The 15,925-nt window shown below is 66.0% G+C and carries 8 protein-coding genes; 4 read left to right on the top strand and 4 right to left on the bottom strand.

The genetic code is table 11. The annotated features are described in order from the left end of the window. Complete coding sequence (locus tag ACH46_RS13460) at nt 1–2,892, bottom strand: helicase-related protein (protein WP_062393379.1); 2,892 nt, start codon at nt 2,890–2,892, stop codon at nt 1–3. A gap of 40 nt (nt 2,893–2,932) precedes the next feature. Further along, nucleotides 2,933–3,280, bottom strand: coding sequence for a DNA/RNA helicase domain-containing protein (locus ACH46_RS21875; RefSeq protein ID WP_062393378.1), 348 nt, complete (start codon nt 3,278–3,280; stop codon nt 2,933–2,935). Nucleotides 3,281–3,323: 43 nt separating this feature from the next. Here ACH46_RS21875 and ACH46_RS21305 point away from each other — a divergent pair, with 43 nt between their 5' ends. From ACH46_RS21305 to ACH46_RS13430, 4 genes are all read left to right on the top strand, one after another. Continuing rightward, nucleotides 3,324–4,598 (top strand): hypothetical protein, encoded by a 1,275-nt coding sequence (locus ACH46_RS21305; RefSeq protein ID WP_157851053.1) that lies wholly within the window; start codon nt 3,324–3,326, stop codon nt 4,596–4,598. Then, on the top strand, nt 4,598–5,161 hold the full coding sequence (locus ACH46_RS13440; protein WP_062393375.1) for a hypothetical protein: 564 nt from the start codon (nt 4,598–4,600) through the stop codon (nt 5,159–5,161). Before ACH46_RS21305 ends, ACH46_RS13440 begins: the two co-directional genes overlap by 1 nt. After that, on the top strand, nt 5,158–6,891 hold the full coding sequence (locus ACH46_RS13435) for a DEAD/DEAH box helicase (RefSeq protein ID WP_226995624.1): 1,734 nt from the start codon (nt 5,158–5,160) through the stop codon (nt 6,889–6,891). The genes ACH46_RS13440 and ACH46_RS13435 overlap by 4 nt, the downstream gene beginning before the upstream one ends. 127 nt (nt 6,892–7,018) lie before the next feature. Continuing rightward, nucleotides 7,019–8,797: a hypothetical protein gene (locus ACH46_RS13430; protein WP_157851052.1), complete on the top strand. Its 1,779-nt coding sequence runs from the start codon at nt 7,019–7,021 to the stop codon at nt 8,795–8,797. Between the two features lie 15 nt (nt 8,798–8,812). Here ACH46_RS13430 and ACH46_RS13425 read toward each other — a convergent pair whose 3' ends face one another. After that, complete coding sequence (locus ACH46_RS13425) at nt 8,813–14,947, bottom strand: DUF4011 domain-containing protein (RefSeq protein WP_062393372.1); 6,135 nt, start codon at nt 14,945–14,947, stop codon at nt 8,813–8,815. Continuing rightward, complete coding sequence (locus ACH46_RS13420; protein ID WP_062393371.1) at nt 14,937–15,845, bottom strand: hypothetical protein; 909 nt, start codon at nt 15,843–15,845, stop codon at nt 14,937–14,939. Before ACH46_RS13420 ends, ACH46_RS13425 begins: the two co-directional genes overlap by 11 nt. Nucleotides 15,846–15,925 lie beyond the last annotated feature (80 nt).

Genomic DNA, 15,925 nt, shown 5'->3' with positions numbered 1-15,925 from the left:
CTACTGGTCCTCTCCGGAGTGCTGGTGGGCGGGAACGATGAGCAGCAGTGGACGCACCAACTGCTGGGTGGGGGCCAGGGAATCGGCCAGCCGTTGCTCCTCGGCGATCCGGCGCGAGAGCGTATCGACCTTCTTGCGTTGCCCGCCGACGAGATCGAGCTGCTCGGCGCCGCTGCGCCACCGGTCGGCGCGGGCCCGCCACCGATCCAGGCGTTCGGTGGCTGCCGCCTCCTGTGCACCCAGGACCAACTGCATCGCCGTCGTCGCCTCATCCACTGCGATCGGTACCAATGTCCCGTACCGTTCGACGTCGGCCACCGGCCCGGGATTGGCCGATCCCGGTCGCAGTCCCGTCTCCTCGGTGAGGAAGGCGAGACTCTCGCGGGTCTCGACCACGCAGAACGACGGATTGCTCGGGTTCGGGAACTCGGCGGTGGAGAACACCCGCGAGATCAACTGGCCGCGCCGATTCATCAGCGTGCCCATCAGCAGCACGGTCGGGGAGTCGACGTCGCCGCGGATCACGAAGATCTGGTTGCGGCCCAGGGCACTGAGCGCGCGGTCGCTGGCCCAATCGAGCACCGGATGCAGCGGACCCAGGAAATGTGCCTCCGGCCACGTCGTATTGGCCACGCCCTTGCCTTCCCGCGCGGCGGCCAACTGTGCGCCGCCGACCTCCGGGGAGGTGGCGAGCGTGAAGCGTCCGAGGACCTTGCCGTGCTGCAGATAGTTCTGCGGCAACTGGCCCAGGCGCTGCCGCAGATCGCGCGGCGGTGTCAATTCGGCGATCGCATGATGGGGATGGATGGTCCAGTCGACGCCGCCGGCCGCCGGGTTGGCGTGCGGCACATCGTGGAAGGCGGCCTTGAGGGCTTCGTCGAGGAAGGTGAGGTCGTCGGTGTACAGGCTCTGTCGCGGGGCCTGCGGCAGAGCGGAGGCCGGATCGTCGTCGGGGGTCTCGTCCAAGTCGAACTGCGCGAAGAACGCGTCCAGATCGTCACCGGCGGCCACGTCGTCGACTTCGCGGATCTGCTCGTCGAGGGTGGCGGCGCCGATCAGGACATCGCGGATCGCGTTCTCCTCACCGGTCACCGAATGCTGTCCCATCAGTGAGGCGATGTCACCGAGGGTGCCGTGCGCCTGATTCTCCCGCTCCAACAGACGCGAGAGCACCCGCAGGTCGCCGGAGAACTCCGCGTCCGAGGGTTCCAGGATCAGCGACGAGATGACCGGCGGATGCTGCTGCCCGTACCGGTCGATGCGGCCGTTGCGCTGCTCGATGCGGATCAGCGACCACGGAATGTCGTAGTGGATCAGGTGATGGCATTGGGCGTGCAGGTTCACGCCCTCGGAGGCCACATCGCCGGTCACCAGCACCCGGATGGGGGAGGTCTCGAGTTTGAAGCTGTCGACGATCTCCTGCTGCTCCACATCCGAGAGCCCGCCGTGCAGCATCGCGACGTTCTCGGGTTTGAGACCCAACTGTTTCGGCAGATGCTCGGTGAGCCAGCGCAGGGTGGCCACGCGCTCGGCGAAGACCACCGCGCGGGTGGTGGAGCGTTTGCCGACGCCGATGTCTTTGAGTCGCTTGACGAGCGCGGCCTGCTTCCCGGCGTCGTCGTTCAAGGCCTGCGCATTGAGCTCGTTGAGGGTGGTGAGTGCGGCGAGTTCGGCGGCTTGCTCGGGAACTGCGGCGTCGAGCTTGGTGCGACGCTGCTTGATCGACTCGGCCAGTGCGGCGGGGGACGAGAGGAACGCTTTCGCCAGCGTCCACGGGAACAGCGCGGCGGTCTGTCCCGAATAGGGGGAGCGTCCGGCGCTCGGGTGTAGCCATGTCTGCGACAGCTCGTGGGCCACCGCGTCTTCGGCCGGTGACGGCGTGACCAGCAGATGTACGGGTTCGGCGCGCTCGGCCCAGTCGCTGCCGACCTCCGCGGCCACCTCCGGATGGTGGCGGTGTCTGCGGATCAGTAGGGCCGCGACGTCGTCCTTGGTGAAGGTGCCGTCGGCGGCGACCGCGGTGGGGTCGAGGAGCCGCAGCAATTCGGCGAACGACTCCTCGCGGCCGTTGTGCGGGGTGGCCGAGGCCAGGATCAGGGCTTCGGTGTTCGGTGCCAGGACGCGCGCGAGCTCATTGTTCTGGGTGCCGACGTTGGTGAGGTTGTGCGACTCGTCGATCACCACCGCGTCCCAGTGCTGACGCTGCAGATGCGCCTTGTAGCGAGGACTCTTGAGGGTGTCGATGGAGATGATCGCCCGCTTGAAGTAGGTGAACGGGTTCCGCGTGGCCGGCAGCTTCTGCCGCACCTTCTGGATGCCGGCCGAATCGAGCCGGACGAAGGGGAGGGCGAACCGGCACCACAGCTCGTGCTGCATCTGCTCGAGCACATGCTTGGGGGTGACGATGAGGATCCGCTCACCGCGCCCGCGGCGGACGAGTTCGGACAGGATCATGCCGATCTCGAGGGTCTTACCCAGGCCCACCGCGTCGGCGATCAGGATTCGCGGCCGGATGTGCTGTGGGTCAAGGGCTTTCGCGACGGCTGCCCGCTGATATCCGAGGGAGTCGGCGAGCATCTGGGTGGAGACGGTGAGCGTCTGATCGCCGTACGGGAACGGCGTCTTGCGTAGCAGCGCCTCCAGCCACAGCCGGGAGTCGCGGTAGCCGGACGAGGCGTCGGCCACCACCTGCGCGTCGCGCGGATCGAGGACGTCGATGGCGTCCAGGCTCGAATAGAAGGTGGCGGTGGTGTCGGCGACCAACTCCGAGAGTCCGCGGGCCCGCACCAGCCAACCGTCGGAGCCCTGTTCGGCGGAGGTGACCAGCCATTCCTCGTCCCGCACCACGACGATGGAGCCGGGGGCGAGATTGAGGTCGGCGCGCATGGGCATGGGGTGGCTGTCTCCTCCGTGTGCAGGGCTGATCTTCAACCTATCCGACGCGACAATCGGGACATGACGAGGGTGATCCGGGTGCGTCTGCCGTTTTGTCGGTGGCGCGTGACATAGTCGGTTCGTCGTAGGTGGGGTGAGCCGACTGGGCTGAGGGAAGGCGTCTGCAGAACCACTGGGTGAGTGGCTTCGACTGGTCCAGCCCCAGCAGTCGCTGGGCCCAGGTGATGTACTCCTCGCTGCCGCCGCACCGGAACTGCGACTCGAGCGCGATGTGCACCACCTCGAGGCCTGACGACTCCGCATACTCGGTGATCTGCTCCAGCGACCCCATTTCGCCCGGCCGCGCCACCTGGTGCTCGTCGAGCAGGAAGACCGGGACGCGCACCCTCGCCTGTCACCCCTTTAGGGGACTTGCCTAGATTGTCGTAGTGGCGTGCAACACTGCATTCGAACTTGCAAAAGTTCCGATTCCCCGGCTGAACAGGGACTGGATCGCGGACGAGGAGAACGTGGTGTCGGCACTCAAAGACTTGCGGCGGTTCGAAGGGCGAAATGGCGCATTGGTTGCAGATCGTAAGCACATCTGGATGACCCGGACTGACGAGGGGGCCGCCCACCGACTTATGATCGCGCAGATAAAGAACCTGTCAGTCTCCGAGCATGAGAATCCGCGCTCGTACTCGGTCCGGCTGAACGTAAGAGGCCCGGTCCCGTCGAAGAAATCGGTGCCGCACACTGCAACGATTCGGTTGGAGTACGGGGCGTACCAGAGACTGACGACGTGGGCCGAGACCATCGGCATTCCCGTCGTCAATCCTGCGAGGGAAGCCCGGTTGGGCAAAGAACGGAGAAACTCCGAGCCCCGAGACGCAGAGCAAGCACCGCACCGCCCGCACAGGTCGAAGCGGTCCGTTGTTGACTGCCTTGATCGACTCGTGGGTGTTGCGACCGTGGATGAGTTGATTGCTGGAACCAGCGGCGGACGTGGACCGCTGAACTCCAGAACGACTGCGACCGAAGAAGTCCTGGAAGCCGTCCGCGGACTGTCGACGGTGGTTCAGGTTCACGACCACGCAGTTGTGGTCAAGTGGTCTTCGGCGAAGGGGAAGTCAGGGCATCGGCCGATCGTCGCCGCGCTACAAGCAATCGCCTCGCGCGACGAAGTATCCGGTCGCGACAAGCTCGAACTCGATGAGTACGCACTCGAGCTCTGCATCGGCGGGGCGCGAACGAGGGCATTGCTCGATGTACTGGGATTTGCAGACAGTCCAACGCCTGATGACGAATCAGCTGTCGGAGCTGACGCCGACGAGCGTTCATTCGCCATGGCGGCGGCCGCCACAAAGATATCCGTCTCCGCAGCAGGCTCCGCCGTCGCTGCCGAGCCCGTACACGAGAAGTCTTCGGACACCTCTGGCGTCATGAGATTGGCGCGAGAATGGCCGGCAGTGGTCGGCTCGATCGTGCGGGCGACGTTGAAGGTCGGTGACCGCCGCGCGAGTGCAGTGTGCGACACCTCGACGGGAAGACTGACGATCACGACTGGGGTGCTTGCCGGTCGGAGGTTCCTAGATCCGACTTCGGCTGCGATCGCGGTAGTCGCAGAGACTGGCTTGGACGTGCCCTTCCCTCGTGACGGTTGGAGTGAGTGGAAGGTCAATGGGCGACCCATTGCGGACCTGGTAGCGGAGGCGATCGACTGATGGCCCAGAAAATTGGAGTCGACGACGTCGCGCCAGCACCGGACTGGGAAGTCCCTTTGGGGTGGGTAGTGGTCTCCGCAAGCGACGTGCCGTCGGGAGGCGAAGAACTGCGCGCGCTCCTAGCGGACTGCCTCTCGCGAGGACTTGATGATCCGTACGACATCGCCGATGAACTGCAACTAGATTTCGGGCTTGTCCGTCATGGGTTGGAGCAACTTCTGGCCGACTTGGCTAAGAGTCCGTCGACGGAACCGGACACGGGCGGTGTTCTGCCAGAGCCTTCAGTGCAGAAGCCGAGCGAGCCGGAGGCGGTGCCGGCTGCGGTGACGAACCGCTTTCGGAAGGCAGCCCGCATGGTGCAGAAACTCGATCCTGCTCGAGCTGCGTCTGCGAGGGTTCTGTTGAAAGCGGCCGCCAGCCGCGCGCCGTTGACCATCGAGCGAGCGAAGACCATCACACGGTTGAGTGGTGACGAGTTCGAGGACATCCTCGACGACCTCGTGATCCGGGGAGAACTGCTTCGCAACGTAGATGGAGGGGTACAGACGTGGGTGCGGCCGTGAGCAATGCCCAACTTTCGTTGCGCGAATGGCAGCGTGAAGCACTGGACCGGTGGATCGCAGCCGATCGGTGCGCAATTGTCGAGGCCGTCACGGGTACCGGCAAGACGACGCTTGGACTCGCGGCCGCTGCGGATGCACTCGGCCGCGGCGTCCGGGTGCTCGTGATCGTGCCGGGAGTCGACCTTGTCGAGCAGTGGTATCACGCAGCACGTCGCACCCTGGGGACTGTCCGCATCGGTCGTCGCGGGCACCTGCATAGCGACCGCTTCGGCGACGTCGACGTACTGATCACGACGGTGCAGTCCGCGTACCGAGACAACTTCGAGATACCTGATGGCCCGACCATGTGCATCGCTGACGAAGTCCATCGGTATGGCTCGGACAGCTTCTCCCGCGCGCTCCGGACATCTTTCAGTGAGAGATTGGGACTGACAGCAACGCTGGAGCGTTCGGATGGTGGGGTGGAAGAGAAACTGCTTCCATTCTTCGGTGTGGCGATCACCGGATGCGACTTCAGGCGAGCGCGAGCTGACGGGATCATCGCTCCAGTCCGTGTCATGACTGTGCCGGTGCAGTTCTCCGCGATGGAGTACTCGAAGTATCGGCAGATCGAAAGCACGCTCTCTAGTGAGCGCTGGAAGTTGATCTCAGAGTACGGATGCCGTGACGAGCCGTTCGGGCTGTTCCTCCAAGATGTGCAAGACCTCGCGAAGGACGGGGACTACCGCGCGTCACGATCGGCGGGCGCGTACCTGCATGCGTTCTCCGCCCGGCGCGAACTCCTGGCCAGCAGTCAGGCCAAACTAAAGGTTCTCCACAATCTTGGCTCTGTATTGACAGGCGCAGGCCGGACGCTGGTCTTCTCGGAGACGAAAACGTCCGCGCAAACCGCGGCGGACGCGTTGGCTACCGCCGGTGTGTATGCGGAATCGGTGTCCAGTTCGAATACGTCTGACGAGCGTGCGAGGTTGCTGCGCCGATTCTCAGACGGCCACGTCACGGCGCTCGCTGCCCCGAAGATCCTTGACGAGGGAATCGACGTACCTGAAGCGGACGTCGGCATCATCGTGGCGGCCAGCTCTTCTCGCCGACAGATGATTCAGCGCATCGGTCGGATCATCCGGCCCAAGCCGGACGGGCGCGCCGCCTCGTTCATCGTCCTATACATCCAGGGCACGATCGAGGATCCAGCGCGAGGTGCGCACGAATCGTTCCTCGAACAGTTGACGGAGATCGCAGACCAGACCCTTGACGTCCCGGCCGGAGACGCTGTTGGACAGTTGGCGAATTGGCTCGGGCAATCGATGTCAGAGGTTGAGTCCGCGCGTGCGATGCCCCGTGTGCAGGCGCTCACCGCTGTGATTGCGGGCCAGGACGTTGTCGATCCGGTGCGTACGGGGATAGTCAGCGATTGCATGCTTGCCGGCGGGCTTCACGCGGACCTTGCGACGTTCGACCTGCTGTTGTCGTGCATGTCGATCCTGTCGGCACAGCAGATCGAGGTATTGCTTCTCCGCTTCGGGATCGACGGTGGGCCGACGCACTCGGTTCGGGAAGCCGCGAAAGCACTGGGACTGGCACCCAGAGCTGTTGTCCGGATTGAGGATGAGGCACTCGGCAGGCTCGAGAACCAGGACGTGCTGCCGATTCTGGACAGGTTGTCACGCATCGATGAACCGGATGAGGAACTCGGATTGTCGCCGCTGAAGATGCCGACGCGTATCCAGTAATGACCGGCCGCGACGAACGTCAGTTGTTCGTGGGAGAAAACCCTGTTAAGCGACGAAACGATCCTAGGACACGGTACGACGGGCGAATGGTGCTTCGGACTCTCGATGAGGGGAAAGCAGGATTTCAATGAGTGATGAAACTGCGGCGGCGGTGGTCGAGCAAGGGGATGAAGTGCTGCCTGCAGAACTTGCGGACGATTCAGTGCTGGTGACGGAGGATCCATCGATGCCTGCCCTGTTTGAGGCAGCATTCGACAGGTGCGAGCCCGTGACACTCCGGCTGGGCCCAACGGAGGATCGACCCGGGCTGTGGACTGGGCGCAGCGAGGCGACACTTGTCGCGCACTGGGATGATCACGATGGGTGGATCGTCGATGGGCGAGACATTCCACGACGTGGTGTCCTGGGAGATCTGCCTCCGCAGGCTGCACCGAGTATTGCCTACACGCTGCTGGGTTTGGGGTGGCAGGTTGAAGCCACGTCAGACTGTTCACGCCGCAGCGTTATCGCAAGGCCGAGATCGGTGCGAACCGGTGACTTGGCTGCGCGGTCGTGGAAGTACTTCGCTCTGCCGACCGGGGCCGCCTTGAAATTTGAATGGGTCAGGCCGACCGATGGGGCGGACTGGGAACTCGGAACGTCGGGGCGGCTCGGCGCTGAGATCACGGAGCCGTTCCACCCCGAGGATGTCTTCATCTTGGGTCTAGAGCTGGCGCCCGACTGGGTTATGCCGGACGAAGCCAACGGGGCACCGACGAAGCACTCCGATGGTGAAGATGTCGCCGCGTCGATGCTGCCGGCAAGCGCGTTCCATCCTGTACCGGAACCAGATGCGGACGAACTTGCCCGGCGGAAGGCGAGCCTCGCGCGGTGGCTTGCCGATGAGGGATTCGACGGTCCCTTCCCTGATCGGGATGCGGTGCGCAGCCATCTCTCCGCCGACGGTCCGAGTGCAGCCGGCCACTACTTACTCTCCTTCTCCGATGGGCAGGCATACATCGGCGAAACGATCGACTTCGTTGGGAGGTTCGCACAGCATTCCGTTACATACTCCGACATCGAGGCCTTCTATATTCGATCCGATGCAGCGGCACAGACACTGATCAGCAGGAACCGAGACTCAGCAAAGCGCAGTCTTCGACGCGATGAACGCGCGCTGATCCATGCGGCACAGAACGATGGGTTGATTCTGCGGAACACGATGGAGATGGCTAACCCGATCAAGGTGTCGAGGACGTTCTCCGAACTTGTCTCAGCGGACGAGATCGACCGATGGGTGGCGCAGCCTCTTTCCGCCAACGCCGACGATTCCGCGGTTGCCCAAAGGGTGGAGCGGCAGCACACCGCAGCCCGCGGCCAGGCGTTCAATGCGTTCATCAACCTGTCTGAAGCGGAGCAGGTACTGCGGATCGTCCGTGCCTACCTCGAACGGTGTGTGCCGTTTCCGGCTCGGACCGAGTACGCGAGCTGGGCGATCAGTTGCATGCCGAAGTCACTTCGCGGTGCACGAGGCGAGAAGGAGCGGTGGTCGGTCCTCTGTTGCCTTTCGATCGCGCGGCCGGAAACGCTGACGATCACGCGGAACAAACAGACTGGACACGTTTCGGGCTTCGTCGCGGCGAACGAAGTAGAACTGGGTTGCGACGAGGACCTGGGAGTGGTGCGGCTGATTCGTCAGCACCCCGGCATTCGGATCAACTACGAGGCGCATGCGTCGTTCGGTCCAGGGGTGGTCCTGCTTCACGCGCCGGATCTGGATGCGCTGGAGGATCTACTCGATGACACTCGCGTTACGCGAGCAGCCTCAACGGTCGCGCTGCGTATGTGCCGCGTAGGTCCCTCCACGCAGCGGGCGGTTCACAACCCGTATCTCGTTGAGCGTGCGATGGGCTGGGAGCGGGAGTGACGCGAGCGGCGGTCATTAAACCGGAGTCGGCTTTTGGAAGATTCCGTCCTTGAACGCAACGCGTCCGCTGGCTACCGCAAGACTTAGGCATCTCGATGCCCGATCTCTCGCGCCCTGCGTGAGCTTCTTCTGACCGAACGCAGTGAGGGCAGCGCGGATCACGCTCTCCGCGTCGCCCGGACTGCGTTTCGCGGCAGCGACGAGCGCGTTCACGAGCTCCTCGGGCGCGATCTCGTCGAGCGACCGTTTTCCACTGCTACCGGTCGGCACACGGAACGTGCTCCACGACGCCGGATCGAGGGACGCGGGCCAGACGAAGGCTCCGAACTCGCCGTCGCGGACGAGCTCGGCAGGCAGGATCGCCTCGACGATCTGCCGGCGCGACGAACTGGCGCGTTCGAATCCGAACCGCCGCACGATGCTTCCGCACAGCGACCCCAACTCGATCGGGCCGCAGATGTCGACGGTCTCCAGCAATGCGGTGAGGATCGTCTCGCGCAGCGCGGCGTCGGGAGTGCCGTCGAGCTGATCGCGCGTGCCGAGCGGCATGGTCGGCGCGGTACGGTACTTCTCCTTGACCGGCGGGCCAATCGGTGCGGGCGCGGCCACGGCATCGGACGCCGGAGCTGACGCGATCACCATCGGCGGCAGACCGGCCGACGACGGTGTGACGATCATGGCGTCGGCGGGTGCAGGCGGCGCAGGAGGTTCTGCGACTCGGGCGACGAGGCGGTGCTCGGGAGCGGGCGTGCCCGGGGCCGGTTGCGGAGGCAGCGGCGTGACGTCGGATGAAGTAGCGAACTCCGGCGGCACCGGAGTCGGCTTCGCGGACGGCGTGGTCGCCGTCGGGGCCTGAGACTCCTCGGCGACAGGCGACGTGGGCACCTCCGGCGGAACATCCGCGGCGCCGGACGGCTGCTCAAGCTGCGCACCGTCCTGCTGTGGTGCGGCCGAGTCGGCAGCGTCGGCCGCCTCTTCTTCGAGCCGTTCCTCCTCGGCCGTCTCGATCGCGGCGCGCACCTGTTCGACGGCGGCGTCGCGGTCGCTCAGCCACTCGGGGAGCCAGATCCGCAGGACGCTGCTCCAGCCCATGCGGTCGTGCAGCAGGTCTGGCATCACGTCTCGGTCGGTGACGGTCTCGCGACGATTCCAGTTGGGGCCGTCGAGCATCACAGCCACCTGCCAGCGCTCGGACAGGGGAGAGCGGACGGCGATGTCGACGACGAAGTCCGACATCCCGTAGTTCTGCTGCACCTCGAAACGGCTGTCGCGCAACACGTCCGCGATCTGCGTCTGCAGCGAGTCTGCGGTCCGCGGGTCGAAGGTGTCGGCGCCGCTGGTGTGCGCAGCGGCAGCTTCGAGGTAGCCGCGCAGATGCGCCATGCCGACCGAGCGGGTGCGGGTGAGGTCGATGTCGGTGGGGTCGAACGAACTGAAGACCACGACCTTCCGCTTGGCGCGGGTGACGGCGACGTTGAGGCGCTTCTCGCCGCCGACCCGGGTGAGGGGACCGAAGTTCAGCGGCATCTGCTTCTCGCCGGGTCGCTTGGAGAAGGCTGTGGAGAACAGGATCACGTCACGCTCGTCGCCCTGCACGTTCTCCAGGTTCTTCACGAAGAGGCCGTCGACCACGTCGTCGCCGAGCAGCTCGAGGATCGTCTCGTCTCCGGTCTCCTCCAGGAGGTTGAGGATCAGATCCTGCTGCTGGCGGTTGAAGGTGACGATGCCGATGCTGCGCTCGGGCGGCGTCGCGTGCACGAGGCGGGTGACCTCGTGGACGATCGCGTCGGCTTCGACGCGGTTGGTGCGGTAGTCGTTCTTTTTGTCCTCGCGGTTGAAGTGACCGTCGACGCGGCGCCACTGGATGCCCGCGTCGTCGCTGTGGCCGGGACTCGGGAGGCTGGCGAGCTTGGACTCGTAGTACATCTCGTTGGAGAACGCGATCAGCGACTCGTCCTGGCTCCGGTAGTGCCAGGTCAGCGGAAGCCGCGGCACACCGGATTCGACACACTCGGTGAGGATGCTCTCGAGGTCCTCGGGGACGGTCTCCTCCTCATCCTCGTCGTCAGCGTCACCGCCGGACGCGACGCCGATCATGGTGGGCGGCATCTGCTTCGAGTCTCCGACGATGACCGCGGACTTGGCACGACCGAGCGCACCGACCGACTGCGCGACCGTCACCTGCGACGCCTCGTCGAACACGACGACATCGAACATGATCGAGCCCGGCGGCACATACTGCGCGAGCGAGGTGGGGCTCACCAGGAAGCATGGCGTCGCCGCCTGGATCTCGGGCCCGTACTTGTGGACCAGCGATCGGACTGACGCCGCGTTGCGTTTCCCGGCGAGCGCGCGCTGCAGTTCGCCGTAGTTGTCCTTGAGGCGGTCGGGGTCGAAGGGGCGCTGCGCGGCGAGTTGGGCGGGCAGTGCATCCTGCTGGAGTTCGCGGATCCGATTCGACGAGGCCGCGAAGTCGGTGACCTTTCCGTCCTGCTGCGTGTGCAGGAACTGGGTGAGGCCGCCGTGCTGGGTGCGCTCGGCGAGGGACGCATGTGCGAGGCCGGCGAGGAACCGGGTCTCGCCCTCCGCCGACGGGATCCGTCCGGCGAGCAGATCGTCGGCGATGGCGTCGAGCCCGGACTGCCGGAGCGGTTCGAGCTGATTCTGCAGGGTGACGTACCGGCGGACGACGTCGATGCCGCGGCTGCTGATGTCCGACGACCACGCTTGCTGGGTCTGCTCCCACGCGTCGACCCACGGGCGCCCGCGCTGCCAACGCTGCAGGGTCGCCGGGGTGGCGCCGAGCGCACCGGCCCACTGGCGCCAGCCGGTGGTGGCCTCGATGAGAGCGTCGAGCGACGAAGGGGAGAGCGACGGCTCGGCGCGGAGGACTTCCCACTCGCGTGAATGCTGCTCGGCGAACTGGAACACGGCGCGGAGGCGTTCGACTGTCGCGGCGAGCGATCCCTGGGCGTCGAGGCTGAGCGGATCCCACAGGTACGGGAGGTGTGGACCGAAGACGTCGGCGACGGTCTGGCGGAGGCTCTCGTGTTCGGCGCGGAGGCCGGGAACGGAGTCGAGGAGCGGGAGCGCGTCGTCGAGCGGAAGGTCGACGCCGGGGTGCAGCACACCGCGGAGGGCGATGGTCGCCTCCTCGATCTTCTTGCGCTTGAACAGCCCGCGCTGGGATTCGCGGATGAGGGCGGCGATGCCCGCGGCGTCTCCGGAGGTGAGGAAGGTCGGGATGAACCGCTCCGTGAATTGGCGGGTGCGGTCGACGAAAGTCGCGAACTGCCGGCTGGCGTGCTGGTACTGCGCCTGCCACGCGGGGCTGTTGAAACGGGCGAGCTCGGCGACGGTCACGACGGGCGCACCGAACTCGGTGCGGGCGTGCGCGACCAGGACGTCGATCGCAGCCGGATCACCGAGCGCGCGGGCGATGCGGTCGGCCGTCGGGTCGGCGGTGAGGCGGGCGAGCGCGGCGGCCGCACGATCGGCAGCGGCGTTGAGAGCGGCGTCGTCGGCCACCTCGGCGCCGATGACCCACGGGCTGTCGGGGACGGTGTCGGACGGGTGAGCGGTACGGCCGAAGGAGCGGAGCGCGTCGCGGATGCGTTGGAGCTGCGCGGCGGTGACGGTAGCGACGAAGACGGTCGGCAGCTCGACGTAGGGGGTGTTCGCGCTGTCGGCGACCGATTGTGCGGCGCTCCACAGGGAGTCGCCCGCGGCGTTGCGGTCGTGGATCAGCGACGGGTAGGTGTCGAGTTTCTGGTGGTAGGTGCGCCAGGTGGCGACCTCGGTGTCCCAGGTGCGCTGGTTGTAGCCGTGCTTGAACTCCAGTGCGTCCTTCAACTGCTTGCGGATGTTGTCGCTCTTCTGCGCTGAACCGTGCAGGTCCAGCGTGAAGGGCGCCAGGCCGACAGCCTCCAGGCGTCGCTTCACCACCTGCAGGGCGGCCTGCTTCTCGGCGACGAACAGAACGGTCCGACCGGCCGCGAGGTTGCGGGCGATCAGGTTGGTGATGGTCTGCGACTTACCGGTTCCGGGCGGGCCTTCAAGGACGAAGGTGCGGCCCATCGCCGACAGCTCGACGGCCTTGAGCTGCGACGCGTCGTAGTGGACGGGCAGCGGGTGGGTGGTCTCGTGGACGGGGATCGCGGTGAGCGGGTCGTCGGACGTGGCCTCCGGGTCGACGAAGGTCTCGCCGGCGGTGTGCGTGAGGTGGTGGACCAGCGGGCTCTTCTCGAGGACGTCCCACGAGCGCTGGAGGTCTTGCCAGAGGCCGAGAGTGCCGAACTTGAAGATGGCGACGGCGGCCGTCTCGTCGATTCGGAAGTCGAGACGGTTCTTCAGCAGGGCGGCGCGCACGGCTTTCAGGGCTGCGGGGATGTCGATGCCGGAGTCGTCGGTCGGCGGGGTGTTGAGGGCGTCGATGACGACGTTGTGCTTCACCCGCAGCCACTCGATGAGGCAGTGGTTGGGGAGGGCGATGCCGGTGGTGTCGACGATGATCTCGTACCGGCTCTTCCCGGTGCCGCCGACCACCTTCACCGGCAGCAGGAACAGCGGCGCGTTGGCCTCCCGGCCGGTCGTGGTGGTGTGCACCAGCGAACCGAACGCCATGTACAGATTGGTGCTTCCGGTCTCCTCGTACAGCGTGCGCGCGGTGCGTTGCAGGTGCTTCATGGTGGAGAGGTACTTCGCCTCGGTGACGATGGCGAACACCTCGCGGCGGTCGGCGAGGACGTCGACCAGGACCTGCTCGCCGAGCTCGAACGGGGAGCGGATGCCGCTGAGGACTTGGACGCCGCTGAAGTCGTCGCTCGGCCGGATGGTGAGCTTCTTGCCCGCGTGGACGAGGTCGTCGGCCAGGGCGAGCGCCTGCCCGGGAAGGGCGAGCGGGATCACCTCGCGCGACGGCCGCATGTTGAGGAGCCGGTTGCGCGTGCTGAGGTCCAGGAGTGCGCGCTTCCACTTCTTGACGCGCAGGGGCGCGGTGTCGGCGAGGTCGAGGACCTGGTCGTCGTCCCGTTCGACGATCAGCGCGTCCGGGAGGGAGAGGTCGCGGGTGGCGGCGGCCTTGGACGCTTCGGCGGCGGCGATCTGCTGCTCGGTCTGCACGCCGGCGACGAACGGGGTGACGCCTGCGTTGCCCGCGGCGCGGACGTCGACGATGAACATCAGGTCCAACGGCTGCTGCAGGTGCGCCTTTGCGGCGTCGACGGCTTCGCGGAAGGTCGGGGCGTTGTCGCCGCCGTAGAAGGACGCTTCAAGGATCACCGCGCGACCGGACTCGGCGAGGTTCAGCATGCTGTTGCGTTCGTCGAGGACCGGGCGAGGGAGTGTCGACTCCTCGCGCATGAAGCCGACGAAGGCGTGGCCGTCGACGATCCAGATCAGCGGATTCAGACCGGCCTGCTCCAGGCAGGCGGCGTAGAGGACGGTCAGGTCGATGCAGGTGCCGAACCGTTGATCGAGAACGTCCTGCGGGCTGCGGATCTTCTGGCCGGTGTTCTCGAACGATGCGGGCGGGTTGATGTAGCGGATGTTCCGCACGCACAGTGCCGCGTAGATCGCCGCTGCGATGGTGCCTGCGCGCTGTGTGCCGGCCTGGTAGCCCTGCAGCGAGTTGTCGCCGGTGGAGGCGCCGAGGATGTCCGATGCCTCGCTGAGAACGGCGTGCACGCCTGCGGTGTTGGGCTGGACGAACGAGGCCAGTGACTCGTAGCAGAAGGCGGCGGCGAACCACTCGTTGTGCGCGAGGAGGCGGACGGGCACATCGAGTGAGAGCTTCTGTTCGTCGGCGGTGACGGCGTACGAGATCTGGGCGTCGTACGCCTCGTTCAGGCTCTCGAGGTGCTGGCGCGACGGCGCGAGGTCGTGGAGGAACTCCCACGAGTGCGACGTCCCCGCGGCGAGTCGGGGCAGTTCCGCGGACCACTCGGGCGCGGACCCGTCGGCGAGGCCGGTGAGCTCTGCGGTGACTCGAAGCTCGGTGAGGTCACTGTCGGAGACGTTGGTGACCTGGATCCGCTGCACGATCGGCACGTGGTTGTGCAGAAGCGCGAGGTTCGCGACGGGGTTCGCGATGACCTCGAGCCGGAGGGATTCGGTGGACGCTTCGTGTCCGAGAACGGGTTCAGCAACCACGGGGAGCTCCTCGGTAGACGGTCGGCAGGGTACGGCCCGGACGGGATCGGGCTCGACGGGATGCGTCCGTTTGGGTGAACCGCGCGATCGAGTCCGGGGTGATGTCCACCTGTAAATCTAAGTGGGACGGGTCACTCGTGAATAGGTACGATACGCGCGGATCCGACGTTCGTCTGATCGGAGGACGATCGTGCGGGTGTGGGGCGAGTTTGGTCGGCGCAGGTAGTGCGGAGCCGACGCCGTCCGCGAGTGTCGCGAGGGCATCGCCGAGTCCGTGTATCTCGGACGGGGAGACGGCGCCCGAGTCGATGGTGACGGTGAGCGTCTGGACCTGTGCGCTGTCACCGGCGGGCGTGGATTCGTCGCGTCGGGTGATCGCTGACGTCGGGCAGGTGTCGATCGCGTAGCCCGTGAATGCCGTCGCGGCGGCGTCGATCAGTGACGACGGGGTGATGCCGGTGTCGACGCCGAGAACGATCCGCATCGGATCTGCCGCCGCAACGGACATCGTGCGGATCTCGATGACGGTGGCGTGGCCGACCGCCGCGATCCGCTCGTCGATGATGCCGCGTAGCAGGGCGACGTAGGGGTCGGATGCGGTCGCGACGGCCACGTGGTGGTGACTGCATAGTTGGGTGCGGCAGCCGCGACGTGCATTCTCCTCGGCCTCCGGCACGGCATCGTCCAGATACCGCGGGAGCCGGTTCAGCACAGCGTGAGGCCGTCGTCGTGACTGCTTCCGCGCATGGTGGACGATCCGGTCGGCGACAGTGTCGAGCGACCCGTCGAGGAGCATCCGGGGGGTGAACTCCGCAGCCGGCGCGGGTGGGCACTGCGGGACGTGCAGAACGACCGGGGAGTCGGCGTCGCCGGTGAGAATCGTTGCGCGCGTGATCATGTCGGGCCTTACCTGTGGTGCCTGCACCGCTGGCGCGGTACGTCCCGCATTCGCGGTAACAGCACAGGAAAGCAGAAGGG

The sequence above is a fragment of the Gordonia phthalatica genome, from assembly GCF_001305675.1.
GTDB lineage: Bacteria > Actinomycetota > Actinomycetes > Mycobacteriales > Mycobacteriaceae > Gordonia > Gordonia phthalatica.
Note: the sequence above shows the minus strand (reverse complement) of the source record. Positions and strands in the feature narration are given on the sequence as shown.